Here is a 21,254-nt window from a genome sequence, read left to right as displayed (position 1 = left end):
GCCGGTCGATTGCGGATGGCGGTGCGGTGTTCTAACAAGTGGAACGAGCTGGCTCGGCCTGGTCGGCTTCGGCTGATCACGAATCCCTGAGCATTCTGAACGTCCGCAGCACGCAAGCCAGACTCAGGAACCTTCGGGTGCCGCGTAGTTGGCGAGAAGCTTCCGCAGCAGGGCGCTGGCCGCAGCGCCCTCCACGGCCGCAGCCAGGAGCGCGTCGAACAGTCGGTGGAATCGCGCCAGATCGTCGGGGTCGGTAACGGTCATTTCCGTGTTGACCGTCTCCACCAACGCGAGGTCGTCGATGATGACGAAGCCATGCAGCGGAACCACGGTCAGCTGCGCGTCCAGCGGCAGGATCGCGAGCCGCGTCGTCGACATGCCGGCGAGGGCAAGCAGCCGGTCCAGCTGCGCCGCCATCACCTGCGGCGGAGCGATGGGGTGCCGCAGCGCGGCCTCCGAACAGAGGACCTCGACCTGGGTCTGCGGCCGGAAAAGCACGGTCTGCCGGGCCATTCGCAGCTCGATCGACTCGGTGACGTCCCGCGGGCTCTGGTGCAGGTCGGCGACCGCTTCGAAGACGTGCCGGGCGTACTCGGCGGTCTGCACCAGCCCAGGCACCAGCGCGATCTCGAACAACCGGATGCGCGCGGCACCGTGCTCCAGTTGCTGCCCGTACTCCTGCCGGGCACGGTTTCCGGTGCGCAGCTGGCGTTTCCAGCTCGCCGCCTCGATGCGGATCTCGCGCAGCTCCTGCCGCAGTTCGGCGGCCAGGCCCTCGGCAGCGTCGGTCAGCCGGCAGTAGGTGACCACGTCCGCGTCGGAGACGGACTGCTTTGCCGTCTCCACCCGCGAGACCTTGGACGGCGTCCACCCGGCTCGGTGCGCGAGCTGCTTCCCGGACAGCCCGGCCGCCAGGCGCAGCTTACGCAGCGCGTCACCGAACGCCAGGCGGCGAGTGTCGAAGTCGGTCACCGGCTCCTCTGGGGCAAGTCGCGTAGGTAAGCCATGAACGGAATCGCATGATCGCATGCGATGTCCCGCCAGGCCCGATATCGGTTCACCTCCTGCGGGCTGGCGATGATCTCGGTGCCCGCGAACCGCTGGTTCTCGAAGTGCATCAACGCGACCCGGCTCTCGTCGAAGAGCCAGAAGTCGCGAGCGGGCAGGCCCAGCGCGTTCGCTTCGGCCTGGGTGAGCACCCGCATGTCCTCACCGGCGGCGATGTTGGCCGGACTGACGTCGAGCTGCCACCGCTGGTACTCGGTCGGCGGCTCCTGGAAGACCCGGACCCGGGAGTAGCGGCGACCCGCGCGGGTCGCCGCCGCCACCTCGTCCAGCCAGGGGCGCAGCCAGGAAAGATCGTCCGGCTCACCGGCCCGCCAACGGCGCCAGGGCTCCGCCTCGGTGGGCTGGCGGTAGGTGCCCTGGCACTCCCACCGCCACGCCCGCTGCCCGAACGAACGCAGAAGCTCATCGAACTCCGCGCCTGGTAATACCCAGGAATTCACGGCGTCGCGTTCGGCACGAAGTTGAGCAACGCGGCCGGAATCTCCACTGCGGTCTCGTGGTCGGGCAGACCGCGCTCCCGAAGTGCGGCAAGAGCTTCCGGATCGGTGACCTTGTAGCCCTGGACGACGTAAGTTCCCTGATCGGTGCTGTAGAGCGTGGGGCAGGTTCCGGCGTGCGACGTCGTTCCCTGGAAGGTCAACTTCACTTGCTCCTCCTTGTTCGGAAGACTCATGCATCGTCTGTGCAATACGTGCATTCGGTCAAGCGGTGGCCGCTCGCGCAACTCAAACAGCCGAACCGGGTGATGCACCCATCGTGATCCACTGGACCGTTCGGGTTGGAATTCCTGAAAGTTGCATGAATTGCTTGAAATGCACCGGGCCGGTTTCACATACTTGCGGTCTCCGATGGGAAACAGGGAGTTCGAAAGGCGGGCGAGCGCGTGAGGATCACTCACTTCCCAGCAGGGATGATCGTCGCCCCACCCGCCGTCCGGCTCGTTGTGCGACAAGGGGGCGTGTCGTGATTGGCGTCCGGCACGCCGAACCGCACTACTGGCTGCCCACCCCGGATCCGGACACGGGCATCTTCGCGCGGCACGCCTTCCAGGGCCGCCGCTGGGAGGGCCAGTCGGTCGACATCACCGTGTGCGGCACCGCGGTGGCGATGGCCAAGCCCAACGAGATGGACTGGCGCACCGCGCCGACCTGCATGTCATGCAACGAGATTCTCAAGAACAGACACGCGACCGCCCCGTAGCCCCTTACCCCGGCGGTCCGGCCGCACAGTCCCCGGCCCCCACAATCCCCGGCCCGGTGTTGAACCCCGACTCACACCGGGCCGGGCCTCATTCCGTCCACAGTGCACTGATCGGGTGCCCGCACCGGTACGGTTCCGCGGGCCACCTGCGGGGACTCGCGCGCACTTCGGATTGCTACCGCCCCCAGGGCCGAAGGGGTGAATACCGCGCGGTGATCAAGCGACTTCCGGGCGAGTGACAAACCCGGCAGCGGGGCCCGAAACTGGCTCCTGCTCGCAATTCACCCGCGCCGGAAAGGGGCGTCCAATGGATCGCGGCTCGTCTTCCCCGACGTTCGGGATCGAGGAGGAGTTCCTGCTGCTTGATCCCGACACCGGTCATCCGGCGCCCCGCGCCGAGGATGTTCTGGGCGACATCACGGCAGCCGACAGCGCCGCGACGGGCCCGTGCACGGCCGCCTTCACGGCGGAATTCACCCGCTTCCAACTGGAAGCGAACACACCCGTCTGCCGCACCGCCGCCGAAGCCCGCGGCCAACTGGGTGCGGCCCGGCGTTCCCTCGCCGCCGCGGTGGACCGGCGCAACCTTCGACTGGTCTCCACCGGATACTCCCCGCTGGGCATCCCCGATCCCGTTCCGATCACCGCCAAGCCGCGCTATCAGAACATCGGGGACCGATTCGGGTTGCTGCTGAACTCGCACGCGACCACCGGTTGCCACATCCACGTCGGCATGCCCGACCTGGCCACCAGTTTGGCGGTGTCCAACCACCTGCGCCCGCACCTGCCGGTGCTGCTCGCGCTCACCGCGAATTCCCCGTTCTGCGGCGGCCGCGACAGCGGGCACGCCAGCTGGCGCACCGTCGTCTGGTCCCGGTTACCCTCGGCCGGGCCGCCGCCGTTGCACCGGAATCCGGCGTCTTACCAGCGCGCCGTCGACCTGCTGCTGTCCAGCGGTGCCGCGCTCGACCGCGCCATGGTCTACTGGTTCGCCCGGCCCGCGCCGCATCTGTCCACATTGGAGGTTAGAGTGGCGGATGCCGCGGCCACGGCGGATGAATCCCTGCTATTAGCCCTCTTGGTGCGCGCGCTGGCCATGACGGCACTGCAAGACATCGCCGAGGGCCGACCCGCACCCGAGTTCCCCGACGAACGCCTGCGCCTGGCGATGTGGCGCGCGGCACACGACGGGCTAGAGGGGCAGGGACTGGACAGCACCGGCGAGCTGGTACCCGCCCGCTTCCTCCTGGACGAGTTGGTCAAGACGGCCCTGCCCGCCCTCGACACCAGCGGCGACACCACGGCGGCGACCGACGTCCTCGACCGACTGCTGCGGCATGGCAGCGGCGCCCATCGCCAGCGGCTGGCGCACGCCCGCCGCGACGACATCACCGACGTCATCGCCCTGCTCTCCGAGCAAACCCGCAGCTCCTTACCGGACTGATCGAACGTCCACATAGGATCATTTTCTCGATCGCGGCGCTGTCGAGCAGGGGTCACCGAGCGGAGCTACATCTCGGTACGCCGTCCTTGCTAGGCTTGTTCGCCGAGGCGTGGCCCGACGCGGGAGGTCCAGCGATGCCGGTGGGACCTGAGTTCTCAGCAGCTACGCAGAAGATCGTCGATGCCGTCCTGTTCGACACCTTCGGCACCGTCGTCGACTGGAAATCCGGCGTGGCCGACGCCGTCGAGGCGATCGCCTTTCGGTACGGATTCGAAGTCGACGCGGCTGAGTTCGCGCTCCGGTGGCGGGCGCGCTACGCGCCCGCCACGGAGTCGGTCCGCACCGGTGTCCGGGAGTTCGTCACACTGGACGAGCTGCACCGGGAGAACCTGATAGCCACGGCGGACGAGATGGGCCTGCCCATCGACCGGATCGAGCCGGCCGACCTGGCGTGGCTCAACCAGGCCTGGCACCGGTTGGACGGCTGGCCCGACAGCGTTGCCGGGCTGACAGAGCTCAAGCGGGACTTCATCATCGGTCCGCTGTCCAACGGGCATGTCGCCCTGCTGACCAACATGGCCAAGCACGCCGGGCTGCCGTGGGACGTCATCATCGGTTCCGACGTGACCCGCGCCTACAAGCCGGATCCGAACGTCTACCTCGGCGCGGCCCGGCTGCTCGACCTGCCACCGCATCGAGTCATGCTGTGCGCGGCACACAACTCGGACCTGGCGGCGGCCCAGCGCGCGGGTCTGCGCACGGCGTTCATCGCGCGCCCCCAGGAGTACGGGCCCAGCCAGCGCACCGACCTGCACGCCACCGGCGCCTGGGACCTCATCGCCCGCGACATCCGGGACCTCGCAACCCAGCTGCGCGACCACCGCACCGCCTGAGCGGTGATTTCAAGGGAAATGATCCCTTGAAATCGCCGGGACCACGTGCGCCGACCCGCTTCGAGCCATTGCCAAGTGACGCGACCGATCCATATACTCCCATTTAATGAACATCTAGCTCACTATTTGAACAATAAGCCTCCGTTCGCACCTGGCGGGGCGGCGAGGACTGCACCGAAGGACATTCAATGGCGAATTCCACCACCGAGGGCGCCACGACAGCCGCCGACCGAGAGGGCGCGCGACCCGCGCAGTCGCACGCCAAGGTCATCCGCGCCGCCATCCTCGGCACCGTCGTCGAGTACTACGACTTCGGCATCTACGGCTACATGGCGACCATGCTCAGCACCCACTTCTTCGTCAAGGGCGACCCGACCACGGCGCTGCTCGGCACCTTCGCCGCGTTCGCCGTGGCCTTCTTCCTGCGCGTGCCGGGCGGGATCTTCTTCGGCCACATCGGCGACAAGTACGGCCGCAAGAAGGCGCTGACCTGGACGATCCTGCTGATGGCGGTGGCCACCGCCCTGATGGGTCTGCTGCCCACCTACGCCACGCTCGGAGTCTGGGCGACGACCCTGCTGACCCTGTCGCGGTGCTTGCAGGGCTTCGCCGCCGGAGGCGAGCTGGGCGGCGCCAACTCGTTCGTCTCCGAACACGCCCCGCCCCGGTGGCGCGCCTTCCAGACGTCGATGGTCAACTCGGGCACCTACATCGGGTCGCTGTGCGCCTCGCTGATGGCGCTCGCACTCACCACGGGCCTGAGCGCCGAGCAGGTCGACGCCTGGGGCTGGCGCATCCCGTTCCTGCTGAGCCTGGTCATCGGCCTGGTCGGGCTGTGGATCCGGAACTCGCTGGACGAGACCGAGCAGTTCGAGGACGTCCAGCAGCGGGACGTGGTCGTCAAGGTCCCGCTGTTCGCCTTGCTTTCGACCGCGTGGCGGCAGATCCTCACGATCATCCTGCTCGGCGCGGTGATCACCGGGGGCTACTACATCGCATCCGTCTACGCCGCGACCTACCTGCAGACCGCCGGGCAGCGCTCGCCCCAGTTCGCCTTCACCGCGACCTGCATCGCCATGGTCGTGGGCGTGATCACCCTGCCGATCTCGGGTTATCTCGGCGACCGCATCGGCCGCAAGCCGGTGTTCATCGGCGGCTCAGCGGCCGGTGCGGTGTTCGGGGTGCCGATGTTCATGCTGATGGCCGACGGTCCCGCGCCGCTGGCGATCCTGGGCCCGACGGTGCTGTTCATCTGCGTCTCCGTCGTCAACGGCGTCTCGTTCGCCACGTATGCCGAGATGCTGCGAGCCCGGTTCCGCTACAGCGGAATCGCGTTGGGCAACAACGTGACCAACATGCTGCTCGGCGGTACGGCGCCGTTCATCGCGACACTGCTGGTGAGTTCGACGGGCAACAAGCTCGCTCCGGCCGGGTACTTCGTCGCCTGCGCACTGATCAGCCTCATCATGTCCTTGTTCATCAAGGAGACCAGGGGGAAGGAGCTCGCGCTATGACCGCACGGTTTCGCGACCGGCGGATCGTGGTGACCGGCGCCGGTAGCGGCATGGGCCGGGCCGAGGCGCTTGGGCTCGCCCGCGAAGGCGCCGAAGTCCTGGTGGCCGACATTGATCTGGACGCCGCCCGCGCCGTCACCGAGGAGATCACCGCCGCCGGCGGAGGCACCGGCCGGGCCCACCATCTCGACGTGGCCGATCCGGCCGCGTGGGAATCTCTTTCGGCGGCGCTCGACGGAAAAGCGTTGCACGGACTCGTGAACAACGCCGGGGTGAGCTTCCGCAAGGGTATCGCCGAGACGTCCGTGGCGGACTGGCACCGCGTCATGGACATCAACCTGTCGAGCGTCTTCTACGGCATGAAGTTCCTCGTCGGCCCGCTTGCCCAGGCCGGTGGCGCCGCGGTGGTCAACGTGTCCTCGATCGCCGGCATGGTCGGCTATTTCTCGGCTTCCTACGGAGCGAGCAAGTGGGGGGTTCGCGGACTGTCCAAAGTGGCCTCACTGGAATTCGCGGCCGCGGGGATCCGGGTCAACTCCGTCCACCCTGGCCTGGTGGATACTCCCCTGCTGAATTCCGGAGACGGCCGGTTCGTCGACGAGAGCCTCCGGTCCGTCCCGGCAGGCCGGGTCGCCTCGCCCGAAGAGGTCGCGCGGACCGTCGCGTTCCTGCTCTCCGACGAAGCGGCCTACATCAACGGCACCGAGATCGTGGTCGACGGCGGCCTGGTATCGGGCGGCATCTACCACCGCATCACCACGGCCCTGGCCCAGGACAACCCGTCATGACGGGTCCGCTGTCTGAAATCCTGAACCTGCTGGGGAAACAGGGGCACGCCATCGACGGCGGCGCGGCGCGGCAGTGGGCCGAGACCTTCACCCCGGACGGCGTGTTCCGCTCCCCCACCTACCCGGCGCCCGTGCGCGGCCGGGAAGCGCTCATCGAATTCGCCGCCGCCTTCGCCGCGAACAACCCCCGAGCCCACCACATCGTCACCAACGTCTGCATCGCCCGCGAGGTCGGCACGAACGAATGCCACGTCAAGGCGAACCTGCTCATCGTGCGGACCACGGAGCAGGACGGCTGCGAGGTCGTGGCGATCGACCGGGTCACCACCATCGAGGACCGCGTCGTCCGCCACGACGGGCGCTGGCGGATCGCCGAGCGGGTCGTCACCCGCGACTGAAACCACCGATTTCCCGCGAAACCCTGGAGAATCCTTCATGACGGCAACCACCGCCAACGACCAGACGAACCCGACGCGCGCGGACGCCAGCCCCATCTCGGCGAGCTACCCCGAACTTCTCGGCACGGTCGCCGTCGTTACCGGTGCGGGACGCGGCATGGGGGCGGTCTTCGCCACCGAGCTCGCCCGGCGCGGCATCAACGTCGTCGCCGGTGACCTCGCCGGTGCGCCCGAAGTCGCCACACAGATCAACGACGAGCTCGCGGGCGCGGGCCGGGTGGCGGGCCGCCGTGCCGACGTCACGAACCCGGCCGACCACGACGCCCTGCTGCGCGCCGGGCTCGACGAATTCGGCCGCGTCGACTTCTGGATCAACAACGCCGGGGTCTTCCCGCAGGCCGAATTCACCGACATCCCGCCGGATCAGCTCACCTCGACCTACCAGGTCAACGTCAACGGCGTCGTCTACGGCGCGCAGACCGCCGCCCGGCACATGCGGGCCAACGGCGGCGGCGCGATCGTCAACATGGCCTCGGTGGCCGGGGTCCGGGTGCGCGCCACCCGGGCGGCCTACAACTCGTCCAAGGCCGCGGTGCGGCACCTGACCGCTTGCATGGCCGTGGAACTGGGCTCGGACAACATCCGGGTGAACGCGATCGCACCCGGCTTCGTCGACACCGAGATGACCCGATGGGTGCGCGAGGACCCGGCGGCGCTCGACCGCGCGCTGCGCACCGTGCCGCTGCACCGGGTCGGCGCGCCCATCGAGGTCTTCGGCGCCCTGTACTTCCTGCTGTCCGACAGCGCGCGGTACATCACCGGTGCGGTGATCCCGGTCGACGGCGGCTCCCAACACGTCTGAGGTAGATCCATGGATTACGACTACCACCTGGTCGTCATCGGCGCCGGCGGTGCCGGACTGGCGGCTGCGGTGTCGGCGGCGCAGCAGGGGCTGCGGGTGCTGGTGCTCGAATCCGAGGCCGAAATCGGCGGTTCCACGCAGCGTTCCGCCGGAATGCTCACCGCCGCGGCCACCAGCGTGCAGCGGGCGCTGGGCGTCGAGGACTCCCCGGCGCGAATGTTCCAGCACTACATGGACCTCAACCAGTGGCGCGTGCTGCCGGGTCCGACGCGGATGTTCTGCGAGCAGTCGAGCACGCTCATTGACTGGCTGGTCGAGCTGGGCGTGGAGATTCCCGCGCAGTTGTCGCGCAACGCCCACATGCCGGGACTCACCCGTGCCGGTGTCGAGGACGTCTGGCGCGGCCACGTGCCCAAGGACCAGGGTTACGGGCTCATCCAGGCGCTGGACCGCGCTCGCCGGCGGCTCAAGGTCGACCTCGCGCTCGGCAGCCGCGCCACCGACCTGCTCCGCGACGGACCGGCGGTGCGCGGGGTGGTCGTCGACGACGCGGAGGTCACCGCCCCTTCGGTCGTCGTCGCCTGCGGCGGGCTGGCGCAGAACCCCGAGTTGGTGCGGGAATACTTCCCGGACGCCCGAATCGCCGGCGACAGCCTGTTCGTGGTCGCTGCCCCCGGCAGCCGGGGCGATCACGTCGCGCTGGCCGAACGGCACGGCCTGTCGCTGTTCGGCCGGGGCTGGGGGCTATTGCTGGTCACCGCCGAATTCCAGCGGTTCCACCACTGGCAGAGCGGATTCCCGCCGCCGGCCCGGATCCACGTCGATTCCGACGGCCGGCGGTGCATGGACGAGGACGCCCCGTATGCGGTCAGTCCCGGAATCCTCAAGCAGCACGGCGGATTCGTCTGGGCGGTCTTCGACGAGACGGCCCGAACCGGCCTGCCGCCCGGATACGCCGACTGGGCCGCGGACCGGGTCCTCGAAGAGGTCGGCAAGGGCATCGTCCGCCGCGCCGACACCCTGCCCGAACTGGCCGCGCGAATCGGTGTCCCGCCAGCCAACCTGGTCCGCAGCATCGAGCGGTTCAACGCGCTGCTGGGCAACGGCCACGACGCGGACTTCCTCCGGCACGAGTCGCTGGCCGCCAAGCAGGTCGATCCGCGGCTGCCCCCGGTGGAAACCGGGCCGTTCTACGCCGTCCGGATGCTCCCGGCGGAGCTGGTGTGCACCCACACCGGCCTGCGCATCGACAGCCTCGCCCGCGTGCTCGACACCGGAGGCCGAGTGGTTCCGGGCCTGTACGCGGCAGGTGAGGCGGCCGGCGGAATCCTGGGCGAACGCTACGTCGGCGGTGGGAATTCCGTGGCCCACGCACTGGTCCTAGGCCGGCTCGCCGGGCAGCAAGCCGCACAACGGGTCCACGAAGCGGGGAGCGCCGCGTGACCACATCGGACGATCGGGTCGCCATCGAGCAGGTGCTCCACCGCTACGCGAGGGCGGTGGACCGGCTCGACTACGACGGCATCCGGGACTGCTACTTCCCCGACGCCATCGACAACCACGGCGGATACCACGGACCCGTGGACGGGCTCATCGAAGACATCCGGCAGCGGCACGCCACCATCGATTCCTCGCAGCACTTCATCAGCAACGTGCTCATCGACTTCACCGGCGAGGGCAGCGCCGAGGTCGAGTCGTACTGCCTGTGCTACCTCAGGCAGGCACCGGAAGACGGGTCGTCCGAACAGGAATTGGCCACCATCCGGTGCCGCTATGTGGACCGGTTCGAGCGGCGCGGCGGCCGGTGGCGCATCGCCGACCGCATCGTGGTCTTCGATGAATACCGCACGCAGCGAGTCACCGACCGCCTGAACCCGGCCTGGGTCCGCTCCCGGCGGGACGCCACCGACCCGGTCTACCGGCGGTGAGGTTCAGCGCACCCGCGAACGCGAGGCGAACAGCTGCGCGCTGAGCTCGCGGGCCGCCTTCACCACCTGCGGCGCTACCTGGTCGACCGCCTCCGGGTCGACCAGGGATACGCCGATGCTCACCTCGGACATGGTCGGCGGGGTCTCGACCGGCACCGAAACCCCGATGACGCCGGGAATCACGTGCCCGGTGGACACGGCGTAGCCCTGTTCGCGGGCCGTCATCACCTCGGCCGGATCGTCGTGGCGAGCCGCGCGGCCCGCCAGGATCGCGATGCCGCCCGAGCCGCGGTCGATCGGGTGGCGCTGCCCGGTCCGGAACGCGATGTGCGCGGCGGCCAGTCGCGGCTCGACCACCAGCACGGCCTGCACCTCGACATCGCTGACCGGCACCATTAGGTGCGCCGTCGCGTCCACCGAGTCGGCCAGCGCCGCCATGATCGGGTAGGCCAGGCCACGCAGATCGCTGTCCACGGCCGAGGCCAGCTCCACGAGCCCGTAGGCGAGGTGGAACCGCTTGTCCTCGGTCCGCCGGACCAGGTTGTGCGCGGCGAGCGCTTCCAGCATCCGGTGCAGCGCATTGCGGTTGAGTCCCAGCGAGCGCGCCATCTCCGTCAGCGTCTCACCGTTCGGCCGCTCGGCCAGGTGCCAGAGGATCCGGATTCCCCGGTCGAGGGTCTGGGCACCCGCGACCGCGGATCCTCGGGAGTCTGCCACGCTCATCCGCCGCCCTGCAGTGCTGGTCATGCTTACCCGGCAATCCTATCCAACGGGCGGTGACGGTCAGCTCCGGAACAGCTCCGCGTGGGTGCCGGCCCACTGCTCGAAGGTGCGGGCCGGGCGGCCGAGGACCTCCGGCACGGTCGGCAGCACCTCGGACAGTCCGCCGGTCGGTGAGGTCAGCATCGCCAGCATCGCGTCGACCACTGCCGGGGGCGCGTGGGAGTGGAGTTGCCGCCGGAAAGCCACGGGCGAGAGCTCTTCGAACCGGATGGGCCGGCCCAGCACTTCGCCCAGCACCCGCACCTGCTCCCGGGGCGAGATCTCCGCCGGGCCGCTCAGCGGGTAAATCCTGCCTTCGTGGCCGTCGGTCAGCAATGCGGTCACACCCACCGCCGCGATGTCGGCCGGATCGGTGGGCGAGGTGGTCAGATCGCCGTACCCGGCCCGGACCATTCCATCGGACCGGATCGAGGCCGCCCAGTCCAGCGCGTTCGACATGAACATGCCGGGGCGCAGGAAGGTCCAGGCGAGCCCGCACTCCCGGACCGCCTGTTCCAGTTCGAGGTGCCGCCGGCCGACCGCGTTCCCGGGCGCGGTCGCCGCGGAGATGGACGACACCAGAACCAGCCGGCGGACACCGGCGTCGACGGCCATCCGCAGGATCGCCGCCAGCCGTTGCGCCGGGAGGTCCACCGTGGCCGCCAGTATCAGGAACACCTCGTCGACTCCGGCGAACGCCGCCGGCAGGGTCTCCGGCCTGGTCAGATCGCCGCCGACGGCCACGATCCCGGGCGGCGGCGCCGCCTTTCCCGGGTAGCGCGTGAGCGCGCGCGCCGGAATCTCCTCGGCGGCCAGCAGGTCGAGCGCTTCGCGCCCGACGTTACCGGTCGCGCCCACGACCAAGATCATCACGGGTCCCCTCGGGTGGGTTCGCGGGTCACTTCACGGCCACGATCATCGAGTGCGGGCCGGTCAGCTCGGTCGTCCAGGTCTTGCGGAAACCGGCTTCCCGCAACCATTGCCGGCAGTCCGCCGCGGTGAAGTCGAATCCACCGGTGGATTCGATCAGCATGTCCAGGCTCATCAACAGGCCGAACAGGTTGTCCCGCCGGTCGTCGTCGATCAGCGTTTCGTGCACGATGAGCGCGCCCTCGTCGGGCAGCGCGGTGTAGGCCTTGGCCAGCAGCTCGCGCTTGCGGTCCAGGTCCCAGTCGTGCAGGACGTGCCCGAAGCACAGCACGTCGGCCTGCGGCAGCGGTCCCGCGAAGAAGTCACCGCCCCAGAACCGCAGTCGATCTCCGAGGTCGTGCTTGCCGACGTACTCGTCGAACGCCGGGCCCACCGGCGGCAGGTCGAAGCCGCCGCCGGTGATGTGCGGATGCGCGGCGGCTACCTGCACCGGCAGGGCGCCCTCGCCGGTGCCGATGTCGATAAAGGTCTGGTAGCGATCGAACGGGAACTTGGCGGCGATCGACCTGGCGCTCGGCAGCGTGATGCCGGTCATCGCGGCGAGCATCGTGCGTAGTCGCGCCGGGTCGGCGTAGGCGGCGTCGAAGCCGTCCGGCTCGCCGTCCTTCTTCTCGCTCTGCGGCCCTCCGGTGCGCAGAGCGGTGGTGAGGTCACCCCAAAAGCCCCACAACCGGGAGGCAGCCATCTCCAAGCTGCCGCCGATGTACTCCTCGTGGCCGCGCACGAGGAAACGCTGCGCATCCGGTGAATTCGAGTACTTCCCGTCCTCCCGGTCGAGGACCCGCATCGCCACCAGCGCGTCCAGGAAGTCCCGAGCCCCACGCGGGTGCAGGCCGATCCTGCTCCGCAGCCGTTCGCCCGTTACGGGTCCGTCCGCGAGTTCGGTGAACACGCCCAGCTCGACGGCGCTGAGCAGAGCGCGCGAACCGAAGAAGGACAATCCCAACTGGAGAATCCGGTCCGGGTCCGGTTCCCATCCCGAGGCCGTCATGCCGATCTCCTCCGCTCAGGCGTCGATGGTCTTCATCAGCGCGGGCTGGTACCGCTGGCCGGCCGCCCCGTGCGGCACCAGTTCGAGCAGTTCGGCCGATTCCTCGACGGCGATCCGCACATCCGCCGCGGCCAGGTTCTCCCGCAGGTAACGGCGGTTCTTGGTGCCGGGGATGGCGATCACGTCAGGCCCCCGGGACAGCACCCAGGCCAGCGCGAGCTGCGCCGCGGTCAGGTTCCGCCGCTCGGCGACCTCGCGCACCACCGACACGATCTCCAGGTTGCGGTCCAGATTCTCGCCTTGCAACCGGGGATCGTTGCGCCGCCAGTCGCCCTGGTCGAGCCGGTCGAGGGCGACCTTGCCGCTGAGGAACCCGCTGCCCAGCGTCCGGTAGGCGACGAGCGCGATGCCCAGTTCCCGCAGCGTGGGCAGGATCTGCTGCTCGACGCCGCGTTCCCACAGCGAGTATTCGGTCTGGAGCGCGGCGATCCGGTGCACCTTGGCGGCTCGGCGCAGCGTTGACGGGGCGGCCTCGCACAGCCCGATGTGCCGGACCTTGCCCGCGGCCACGAGTTCCGCCAGCGCACCCGCGGAATCCTCGATCGGCACCTGCGGGTCGACCCTGGCCAGGTAGTACAGGTCGACGTGGTCCACGCCCAGCCGCCGCAGCGACCCGTCGAGCTGGGCCTTGATGAACTCCGGCGACCCGTCCGGCCGCGGGCCGCCCGGCCCGAACCGCATGCCGGTCTTGGTCGCCACCACCGCTTCGTCCCGGCGACCGGCCACCGCCTTGCCGACCAGTTCCTCGCTGGCGCCCTGACCGTAGAAGTCGGCCGTGTCGATCAGGGTGACTCCGGAATCCAGCGCGAGCCGGAGCGTGGCCAGCGACTCGGCCTTGTCCACCGGCCCGTAGGAGCCGCCCATCCCCATCGTGCCCAGCCCGATCTCGGCCACCACCGGCCCGCCGAAACCCAATGTCCTGGTGCGCATTCCCATCCTCTCGTCCGTCCACATTGCATACGTAAGTCGGGGATCCCGGAGTCCAGGCGGCGACGGTGACTCCCGCAGGGGGCCGCTACCCGCACCACTCCGCAAACCCCTAGTGAAACACTCTTTAGCCTTCGGCTGTCGGGTAGTCCGTATAGCCGCGGTGGTCGCCGCCGTAGAAGGTGCTCGGGTCCGGTTCGGTCAACTCGATCCCGGACCGCAGCCGGTGCGGCAGGTCGGGGTTGGCGATGAAGTTCCGGCCGAAGGAGACCAACTCGGCCAGCCCCTCGTCGATGACCTGCTGCGCCGCCGCCAGGTCCACCGGCGTCCGCCCGGCCGGGTGCGGGTTGAGCACGCACGTCCCTGCCCAGCAGTCCCGTAACGCGCGGACCACCTGCCGGTTGCCGACCTCGTACACGTGCAGGAATGCGATGCCCAGCGGCGCGATCGCGCTCAACAGCGCGGGATACAGCTCCTCGGTGTCCGATTCGGACATGTCGTTGAACCGGTTGCCCGGGGAGATCCGCAACCCGACCCGATCCGGGCCGATCTCCGCGGCGACCGCCTCGGTGACCTCCAGGGTGAAGCGGATCCGGTTGCCGATCGAGCCGCCGTAGCGGTCCGTGCGCCGGTTGGTGCCGTCGGCGAGGAACTGGTGCAGCAGGCAGCCGTTCGCGCCGTGCAGTTCCACGCCGTCGAACCCGGCGGCCATCGCGTTGCGGGCGGCGTCGGCGAAATCCCTTATCGTGTCGGAGATCTCGGCTTCGGTGAGCTGGACCGGTACCGGGAAGTCCGGGGAGCCGTGGCGGGTCCGGGCCTGTCCGGCGTGCCGGATCGGCGACGGCGCCACCGGGTAGCGACCGGTCCCGACCTCGGGTGCCACCAGGTCGGCGTGGCCGATCCGGCCGGCGTGCATCAGCTGCGCGAAGATCCGGCCGCCCGCGGCGTGCACCTCGGCGGTGACCTCGCTCCATGCGGCGATGTGCGCGGCGGTGTGCAGACCGGGTGTGTCGAAGAAGCCCTGCCCGACCGCGCTGGGCTGGCTGCCCTCACCGATGATCAGCCCGGCCGAGGCGCGCTGCGCGTAGTAGGTCGCCGCCAGCTCGCCGGGCACGCCGTCCCGGCCGGCTCGGTTGCGGGTCAGCGGGGCCATCACGATCCGGTTGGGCAGCACCAGATCGCCCAACTTGACCTCGTCGAACAGCGTTGCCATACCCTAGGTCCTCCTCGTCCTGCCCGGCTAGGAAATGTTTTTAAAGTCGCTTGCGTAGCGGTGCGGGTAGCGGCCCCCCTGCGGGAGTTACCGTCGCCGCCTGGGCTCCGGGATCCCCGACTTATGTATGCCCAATACACGGCGCTGTGCTGTCCTCGCCAGGCGACGTCTGAGCCGTTTGGGACCCTGTTTGGGCAGCGGTGCAAGCTGAGTCCCACACCGCAAGCGGCTTACGCCGCTTACAAAACAGGCCCTAGGCGGGTTCCTGGTCGTATCGGTCGAAGATCTCCTTGAGCGCTTCGGCGGTGGGCTCGTGCAGGGCATCGATCTCCCGGAAGTGGTTCTCGTAGCCAGCCGGGTTGATCACGCTGAGCAGCTTGCCCGGCCGGTCGCCGATGTTGCGGAACGCGTGCGGCACGCCCCGTGGCGCGTAGCAGAAGGCTCCCGCCCCCGCTTCGACGATCTCGTCGCCGGTGCGAAGTTCGAAAAGTCCGTCCACCACGTAGAACGACTCGGTGTGGGTGCGGTGCAGGTGCGGCGGCGCGTGGCCGCCCGGGGGAAAGACGGCCTCGATGATGGCCAGCGAGCCGTCGGAGGCGTCCCCGCTGAGCTTCATCGAGAAGGCATTGCCGAAGATGCTCAGCTGCTCCCCCATCTCCGGCGGCAGCAGCACGTAGCTGACTTTCCCGGCCGATGCGAAGTCGGTCATCGCGGATGCTCCTCGGTCGTGGGGAGTGCGGCGGTGGTTTAGGTCGTTCGCCGTGGGGTCAGTCGTTTTCAGTTGTTTCAGTCGTTTTTCAGTTGTTTCAGTCGTTTTTTCAGTCGTCGAGCAGTGCGACCACGCGCGACCAGGCCGCGCCGGCCCGGGCGATCTTCACCGGGAAGCAGCTCACCATGAATCCGGCCGATCTGGGCAACGAGTCGAGGTTGCCCAACCGCTCGATCTGGCAGTATTCGACGGAGCGGCCGGCGAAGTGGGCGGGCCAGAGCACGCTGCGGTCTCCGGTAGCCTGGAACCGCTCGATGATGTTCGGGAAAGGGGCGTCGAGGCTGAACGCGTCGGTGCCGATCACCCGGACCCCGGCGGCGAGCAGGAACTCCACGGCCGAACCGTCCAGCCCGACGAACTGGGTGAAGTAGTCCGGACCGCCCAGCAACCGGTCGGCGCCGGTGTCGAGCAGCACGATGTCCATCGGGGCGAGCTCGTGCCCGGCCCGGTCCAGCGCCCGGCGCAGGTCGTCGGCATCCGCGACCCCGACCGGCCGGTCGCGGAGGTCGAGCACCACGCCGCGGTTGAAGAACCACTCCAGCGGCAGCCGGTCGACCGTCCGCGGTGGACCGTCGGGGCCCCGGGACCCGTAGTGCGCCGGGGCGTCCACGTGCGTGCCGGTGTGCGTGGACAGGTAGAAGAAGTCGTTGTTCAGGAACTCGCCGTCCGGTAGGTCCTCGACGGCCAGCTCAAGGTCGAAGTGCTCGCGCATCTCCGAGACCACGTGCCGGGCCCCGGCGGCGGGGCTGAGTACCTCGTGCTTGATCGGGTCCGGTTCCCAGAACTCGGCGTCGATCGGCGACGACAGGTCGACGATCCGCATTTGCCCTCCTGACTGTGGTCGATGGCCCGGGTCACGCGACGAGCAGTTCCGAGTGGATCCGCACCTGCCGGTCGCCGAAGGCGATCTGGTCCAGGACCTTGCGGTACACCGGGGTGTGGGCCAGCGCCCTGGCCAGCACCGGACGAAGCGCGTTCGTGATCCGCCCGGTCGACAACATCGCCTTGGCCTGCCTGCTCTGCAAGGCGATGACCTTCTCGATGGCCGGGCGGCGTAACCGCTCGAACTCGCCCAACGCCGCGGTGCTCGGATCGCCGGCCCGCAGGGACTTCATCAGCACCGGGTGCGCGCAGACCGCGTCCTGGATCGCGAGGTTGACGCCCTGCGCCCCGATCGGACCGTGGGTGTGCGCGCTGTCGCCGATGAGCACCAGACCGTCTCGGGCCCAGGTCCGCGCCGTGCCGGCGAAAACGTCGAGCAGGGTCATGTCGTTGAGGCTGGTGATCTCCTCGTGCACCAGGTCCGCGTACGGTGGCACCGCACGGGCGATCTGCTCCTTGACGTGCTCGATCCCCCGCGCCGCGAGTTGCCGGTAGCCGCGGTGCGGCAGCGTCCAGCCGATCTGCAACCGGCCCGGGTACGAATCGTGCAGCAGCGCAGGGCTTCCCGCGTCGCGGAAGACCTGCACGTCGTGCACCGCGCGTTCGTGGGCGGGCAGCTTGAACCACAGGACGTCGTGCTCGAATGCCTCGATCCGGTCGTAGGCGATGTCGGCCAGTTTCCGGACCTTGGAGTAACGACCATCGGCGGCCACCACGCAGTGCGCGCGCACCTCACCGGCCCGCTCCCCGCTTCCGCGGATCACCCCGGTGACTCGCGAACCGTCGAAGATCAGCGAGTGGACCGAGGCTCCCTCCAGGACGGAAAGGTTCTCCTGGCCCAGACACGCCTTGTGCAGTTCCTCGATGACATGCCGCTGCGGCACGCTGAACAGGAAGTCGAACGGCGCGGGCAGCGCGCGGTAGTCGATGTTCATCAGTACCCGGCCGCGATCGACCAGCCGGAACCGGGAAAGCTGGTAGCCGCCGCGCTGCCGGATTCCCGGCCACACGCCCAGCTCGTCGAGCAGTGCGAGCGCGCCCGGTTGCAGGATTTCGCCGCGGTACTCGCGGTCCAAGGATTTCGCCTTCTCCACCACCGCCACCCGCGTCCCGGACCGGGCGAGCAGCAGCGCCAGCGTCAGGCCCGCCGGGCCGCCACCCACCACGCAGAAGTCCACTTCGAGCCGATTCATGCCACCTCCCTTAGGGTCTGTTTTCTTGGCGGCGTAAGCCGCTTGCGGTGCGCACCGCTACGCAAACCACTCTTGAGACAGCTTTCTAAGCCCGTAGTCCCAGTCCGCCGTCGACGGTCAGCACCTGCCCGTGGATCCAGTGCGCCTCCGGCGCGCACAGCAGCGCGACCGCGTCGGCTACGTCGGAGGGTCTCGTCAGCCGCCCGGCCGGGGTTCGCGCGGCGAGCATCCGGCGCAGGTCCTCGTCGACCTTGCTGCCCTCGTCGCCCTTGTCGAGCAGCGCGGTGGCGATCACGTTCACCGCGATGCCGCGCCCGGCCAGTTCCGCGGCCAGATAGCGCGCCAAGTTCTCCAGCGCCGCCTTGGCCACCCCGACCGCGACGTAACCGGGGATGACCTTCGCCGCGCCATTGCTGGAGATCACCACGATCCGGCCGTCCGCGGCCACCAGCTCGGTGAGCTGCCCGATGCCGTGCAAAAGGGGGTTGAGCGCCAGCGCTTGCTCGGCGAGAAACGCGGCCGGGTCCGGGGAGATCGCCGACATCGGCCGGAACGTCGCGGCGTTGTGCACGAACACGTCCAGCCGGCCGCTGCGGTCGCGCACCTGGTCGAGCAGCCGGCGGAACTCGTCCGGCTCGCTGACATCTCCCTTGACCGCGATCGCGTTGCCGGGCAACGGTTCGAGCTCGTTCAGCGCGTCCTTGGCTGCCACCTCGGACCTCGAATAATTCAGGTAGACGGTGCCGCCGGACGCGCACATCTTGCGCGCGATGGCGCGGCCGAGGCCCCTGCTCGCCCCGGTGACGAACACGGTTCTCCCGTCGAGACCGAGCCGGTCGGTCATCTGTGACACCTGCTTCCTGTGGGAGATGGACGGTCAGGGCTGGCCGCCGTTGACGACCAGCACCTGTCCCTGGATCGGCGAGCTGCGATCGGAGGCCAGGTACACCGCGGCGTCGGCGACCTGCTGCGCGGTGCTGGGCGCGACACCGGCCGGGAACTCGTGCTCCGCCGATTCGTCGGCGATCACCGGGCCGGGCGCGACCGCGTTCACCGCGACCCCGCGTGGTCCGAGTTCCTTGGCCAGGGCGACGACCAGTCCGGCGATGCCGGCCTTGGCGGCGCACAGGTGCGCCGCGCCCGGTCGGCCGCGGAGTCCCGCAACCGAGGAGAACAGCACCACCCTGGCCCCGGGCCGCTCCACCAGCAGCGGCAGCAGCGATCTGACCAGCAGGAACGATCCGACCAGGTCGACATCGACGACACGGCGGAATTCCACTTCGGACAGTTGGGTGAGTTCGACCGGCCAGCCCGGATACCCGGTGGTGCTGTTCAGCACCGCGCGTAGCGACGCCACACCCCGGGTCACCAGCTCCGCACGCATCCGCGACAGCTGCTCCGCATCGGTGATATCGGCGGTGATCGACACCGCCTGCACGCCGTAGAGGGCCCGCAGCTGGCCGGCCAGCTTGTCGGCCCCCGAGGTTCGGCCGCTGTCGTGCACCACCAGGTTGACGCGCTGCTTGGCCAGGACTTCGGCGACCGCCGTGCCGATCTGGCCGGTGGCCCCGGCCAGGAACACCCAGTCACCGGGCTCCGGCGGCTCAGGCGGCCGCATGCTCGATCACCGGCTGGCACAGGTGCGGCTCCGCTTCGGCGACAGCCGCCAGGTCGGCGATGTGCTGCTGGAAGCCCGACTCCCGGACCACCCGCTGGTGCGATTCGGCGGTCTCCCACTGCGCGATGTTGATGTAGACGTTGCGATCGGTCAGCGAGCGGACCAGCCGGAAGCTGATGAAGCCCGGCTGCGTGCGCATGAACTCCGAGCTGGAGCGCCAGATCTTCTCGAACGCCTCGGGATCTCCGGTGACGACGAACTTGTTGACCAGCGTGACCATCTTGGATCCTCCTGCGGTTGTGGTGGGGAAGAAGCGTTCGCGCAGTTGCGCCCGCGAGATCTTTCCGTTGTTGGCGCGCGGGATCTCCGGTACGACGCGGAAATCCCGAATCCGTTCGTAGTACGCGAGCCGCCCGTTGGCGGTCGCCACGGCGGCCCGCACGTCCTCGACCGGCAGGTCCGGCCGGCTAGGCACGATCAGCGCGGCGGCCACCGCGCCGGAGTCGGCATCCGCCGCGTCGACGACGCAGCAGTCGCCGACCTCGGGCCGCTGCCGCAGTTCACATTCCACCGAAGCGGGCGAGACCAGCCAGTTGTCGCACTTGAAAATGTCCTTGATGCGGTCGACCAGGAACAGGTAGCCGTCGGCGTCGATCCGGCCGACGTCGCCGGTGTCGAACCAGCCGTCCGGGCCGACACCCGGCTGCGCCGGGTCGAGGTAGCCCGTCATCAGTTGTGGGCCGCGCACCTGGATCTCCCCGGTCTCGCCGGTGGCGCGCACCTGCCGAGTCGTGACGTCGACGATCCGGCACTCCGTGTCGGCCACCGGCGGCCCCACCGACCCGGGCTTCGGGGCGTCGAAGACGTCCGAGTGCGTCAGCGGGGAGGTTTCGGCCAGGCCGTAGCCCTGGATCACCGGCACTCCGAAGTGCGCGCCGAGCACTGCCGCCGATTCCGGCGGCAGCGCCGATCCGCCCGAGGCGATGACCCGCAGCGTCGGCAGCCGCAGCGTGGGCAGTCTGGTGTCGCGAGCGAGCTGCGAGAGCCGCACCGGGAGGCTGTAGAAGTGCGTCACGGCGTTGCGGGCGGCCAGTTCCACCGCGGCCGCCGGGTCGGCCGGGCACAGCACCTGGGGCACCCCGGCGAACACCGCCGAGTTCAGGTGCATCGGGTGGTAGGTCGGCAGGTGGTTGGCCGTCACCGAGCCCGGCGCCAGCCGGTGGGCGTCGGCGATTTGCGCGGCGTTGACGACCAGGTTGCGGTGGCTCAGCAGCACCGCTTTGGGTTCTCCGGTGGTGCCGCTGGTGAAGTGCACGCACGCGGTCTCGCCGAGATCGGCCGATGGCCGCTCGTTCGCCGGCTCCGCGTCCGCCATGAGCTCACTCATCGTCGGTTCGCCGCCGCCCGCGTCCTCGATCACGACCCGGCGCAGGCCCGGGACTTCGGGCAGGCCGGCGGCCACCCCGGAACTCAGCAACGCGACCTTCGCATCCACAGTGGACAACAGGCGGGCGGCGACGTGGCCGGGCAGGAAGGGATTGAGCACCGCCACCACGCAACCGGCCCGGAGTGCGCCGAAGTACCCGATGGCGAACCGCGGGTCCAGCACGGCGTTCACGGCGACCACCGAACCGGGCGCCGCGCCCAGGGAGTTCCGGAGCGCGCCCGCCCAACGCGCGGCGGCGGCCTGGAGTTCCGCGAAGGTGATCGGACCGTCCGGCGTCACCACGGCCGGGCGATCCGGCGCCGCGGACGATGACGTCGCCAGCAGGCCGTCGAGACGAATCGATGGGTAGTCGCTCATCGTGCCCCAC

The 21,254-nt window shown here is 69.3% G+C and carries 23 protein-coding genes; 9 read left to right on the top strand and 14 right to left on the bottom strand.

The features are described from left to right. Window positions 1-123: 123 nt before the first annotated feature. Genes BJ970_RS27315 through BJ970_RS27305 form a run of 3 tightly spaced genes read right to left on the bottom strand, consistent with a single transcriptional unit; the run spans window position 124 to window position 1,714 of the window. The gene (locus BJ970_RS27315; protein WP_184729602.1) at window positions 124-972 is read right to left on the bottom strand and encodes a helix-turn-helix domain-containing protein; all 849 of its coding nucleotides are present in this window, start codon (window positions 970-972) and stop codon (window positions 124-126) included. Then, a complete protein-coding gene (locus tag BJ970_RS27310) occupies window positions 969-1,508 on the bottom strand; it encodes a DUF6879 family protein (protein WP_184729599.1) in 540 nt (179 codons plus the stop codon). The genes BJ970_RS27315 and BJ970_RS27310 overlap by 4 nt, the downstream gene beginning before the upstream one ends. Beyond that, a complete protein-coding gene (locus BJ970_RS27305; protein ID WP_312864487.1) occupies window positions 1,505-1,714 on the bottom strand; it encodes a hypothetical protein in 210 nt (69 codons plus the stop codon). Before BJ970_RS27305 ends, BJ970_RS27310 begins: the two co-directional genes overlap by 4 nt. A gap of 317 nt (window positions 1,715-2,031) precedes the next feature. Here BJ970_RS27305 and BJ970_RS27300 point away from each other — a divergent pair, with 317 nt between their 5' ends. The 9 genes from BJ970_RS27300 (at window position 2,032) to BJ970_RS27260 (ending at window position 10,095) form a co-directional block, all read left to right on the top strand. After that, complete coding sequence (locus BJ970_RS27300) at window positions 2,032-2,268, top strand: hypothetical protein (protein WP_312864486.1); 237 nt, start codon at window positions 2,032-2,034, stop codon at window positions 2,266-2,268. Between the two features lie 307 nt (window positions 2,269-2,575). Next, window positions 2,576-3,712: a carboxylate-amine ligase gene (locus BJ970_RS27295; protein WP_184729596.1), complete on the top strand. Its 1,137-nt coding sequence runs from the start codon at window positions 2,576-2,578 to the stop codon at window positions 3,710-3,712. Between the two features lie 134 nt (window positions 3,713-3,846). Continuing rightward, the gene (locus BJ970_RS27290; RefSeq protein WP_184729594.1) at window positions 3,847-4,605 is read left to right on the top strand and encodes a haloacid dehalogenase type II; all 759 of its coding nucleotides are present in this window, start codon (window positions 3,847-3,849) and stop codon (window positions 4,603-4,605) included. A 188-nt stretch (window positions 4,606-4,793) separates the two neighbouring features. Continuing rightward, window positions 4,794-6,119, top strand: coding sequence for an MFS transporter (locus BJ970_RS27285; RefSeq protein ID WP_184729591.1), 1,326 nt, complete (start codon window positions 4,794-4,796; stop codon window positions 6,117-6,119). Next, window positions 6,116-6,907: an SDR family NAD(P)-dependent oxidoreductase gene (locus BJ970_RS27280; RefSeq protein ID WP_184729589.1), complete on the top strand. Its 792-nt coding sequence runs from the start codon at window positions 6,116-6,118 to the stop codon at window positions 6,905-6,907. The genes BJ970_RS27285 and BJ970_RS27280 overlap by 4 nt, the downstream gene beginning before the upstream one ends. After that, window positions 6,904-7,305 carry a nuclear transport factor 2 family protein gene (locus BJ970_RS27275; protein WP_184729587.1) on the top strand — a complete coding sequence of 134 codons (402 nt, stop codon included), beginning with the start codon at window positions 6,904-6,906 and terminating at the stop codon, window positions 7,303-7,305. The genes BJ970_RS27280 and BJ970_RS27275 overlap by 4 nt, the downstream gene beginning before the upstream one ends. A 37-nt stretch (window positions 7,306-7,342) precedes the next feature. Beyond that, the gene (locus BJ970_RS27270; protein WP_184729585.1) at window positions 7,343-8,167 is read left to right on the top strand and encodes an SDR family NAD(P)-dependent oxidoreductase; all 825 of its coding nucleotides are present in this window, start codon (window positions 7,343-7,345) and stop codon (window positions 8,165-8,167) included. 9 nt (window positions 8,168-8,176) lie between these two features. After that, window positions 8,177-9,610, top strand: coding sequence for an FAD-dependent oxidoreductase (locus BJ970_RS27265; RefSeq protein WP_184729583.1), 1,434 nt, complete (start codon window positions 8,177-8,179; stop codon window positions 9,608-9,610). Next, the gene (locus BJ970_RS27260; protein WP_184729581.1) at window positions 9,607-10,095 is read left to right on the top strand and encodes a nuclear transport factor 2 family protein; all 489 of its coding nucleotides are present in this window, start codon (window positions 9,607-9,609) and stop codon (window positions 10,093-10,095) included. Before BJ970_RS27265 ends, BJ970_RS27260 begins: the two co-directional genes overlap by 4 nt. Window positions 10,096-10,098: 3 nt before the next feature. Here BJ970_RS27260 and BJ970_RS27255 read toward each other — a convergent pair whose 3' ends face one another. The 11 genes from BJ970_RS27255 to BJ970_RS27205 form a co-directional block, all read right to left on the bottom strand. Beyond that, window positions 10,099-10,842 carry an IclR family transcriptional regulator gene (locus tag BJ970_RS27255; RefSeq protein WP_184729579.1) on the bottom strand — a complete coding sequence of 248 codons (744 nt, stop codon included), beginning with the start codon at window positions 10,840-10,842 and terminating at the stop codon, window positions 10,099-10,101. Window positions 10,843-10,878: 36 nt separating this feature from the next. Then, window positions 10,879-11,727 (bottom strand): NAD(P)H-binding protein, encoded by an 849-nt coding sequence (locus BJ970_RS27250; protein ID WP_184729577.1) that lies wholly within the window; start codon window positions 11,725-11,727, stop codon window positions 10,879-10,881. Between the two features lie 28 nt (window positions 11,728-11,755). Then, on the bottom strand, window positions 11,756-12,778 hold the full coding sequence (locus BJ970_RS27245; RefSeq protein ID WP_184729574.1) for a methyltransferase: 1,023 nt from the start codon (window positions 12,776-12,778) through the stop codon (window positions 11,756-11,758). 15 nt (window positions 12,779-12,793) lie between these two features. Next, the gene (locus tag BJ970_RS27240) at window positions 12,794-13,768 is read right to left on the bottom strand and encodes an aldo/keto reductase (RefSeq protein ID WP_184729572.1); all 975 of its coding nucleotides are present in this window, start codon (window positions 13,766-13,768) and stop codon (window positions 12,794-12,796) included. A gap of 124 nt (window positions 13,769-13,892) precedes the next feature. Beyond that, window positions 13,893-14,978 carry an alkene reductase gene (locus BJ970_RS27235; protein WP_184729570.1) on the bottom strand — a complete coding sequence of 362 codons (1,086 nt, stop codon included), beginning with the start codon at window positions 14,976-14,978 and terminating at the stop codon, window positions 13,893-13,895. A 253-nt stretch (window positions 14,979-15,231) separates the two neighbouring features. Then, a complete protein-coding gene (locus BJ970_RS27230; protein ID WP_184729568.1) occupies window positions 15,232-15,687 on the bottom strand; it encodes a cupin domain-containing protein in 456 nt (151 codons plus the stop codon). Window positions 15,688-15,796: 109 nt separating this feature from the next. Then, window positions 15,797-16,570: a cyclase family protein gene (locus BJ970_RS27225; protein WP_184729566.1), complete on the bottom strand. Its 774-nt coding sequence runs from the start codon at window positions 16,568-16,570 to the stop codon at window positions 15,797-15,799. A gap of 31 nt (window positions 16,571-16,601) precedes the next feature. After that, complete coding sequence (locus tag BJ970_RS27220; protein ID WP_184729564.1) at window positions 16,602-17,822, bottom strand: FAD-dependent monooxygenase; 1,221 nt, start codon at window positions 17,820-17,822, stop codon at window positions 16,602-16,604. An 85-nt stretch (window positions 17,823-17,907) separates the two neighbouring features. Next, on the bottom strand, window positions 17,908-18,666 hold the full coding sequence (locus BJ970_RS27215; RefSeq protein WP_184729562.1) for an SDR family oxidoreductase: 759 nt from the start codon (window positions 18,664-18,666) through the stop codon (window positions 17,908-17,910). 33 nt (window positions 18,667-18,699) lie between these two features. Continuing rightward, on the bottom strand, window positions 18,700-19,440 hold the full coding sequence (locus tag BJ970_RS27210) for an SDR family oxidoreductase (RefSeq protein ID WP_184729560.1): 741 nt from the start codon (window positions 19,438-19,440) through the stop codon (window positions 18,700-18,702). Beyond that, complete coding sequence (locus BJ970_RS27205) at window positions 19,427-21,244, bottom strand: AMP-binding protein (RefSeq protein ID WP_184729558.1); 1,818 nt, start codon at window positions 21,242-21,244, stop codon at window positions 19,427-19,429. Before BJ970_RS27205 ends, BJ970_RS27210 begins: the two co-directional genes overlap by 14 nt. Window positions 21,245-21,254: the final 10 nt, after the last annotated feature.

Source organism: Saccharopolyspora phatthalungensis (assembly GCF_014203395.1).
In the GTDB taxonomy this organism is placed as follows: domain Bacteria; phylum Actinomycetota; class Actinomycetes; order Mycobacteriales; family Pseudonocardiaceae; genus Saccharopolyspora; species Saccharopolyspora phatthalungensis.
This window is presented reverse-complemented; position numbering and strand designations above follow the sequence as displayed.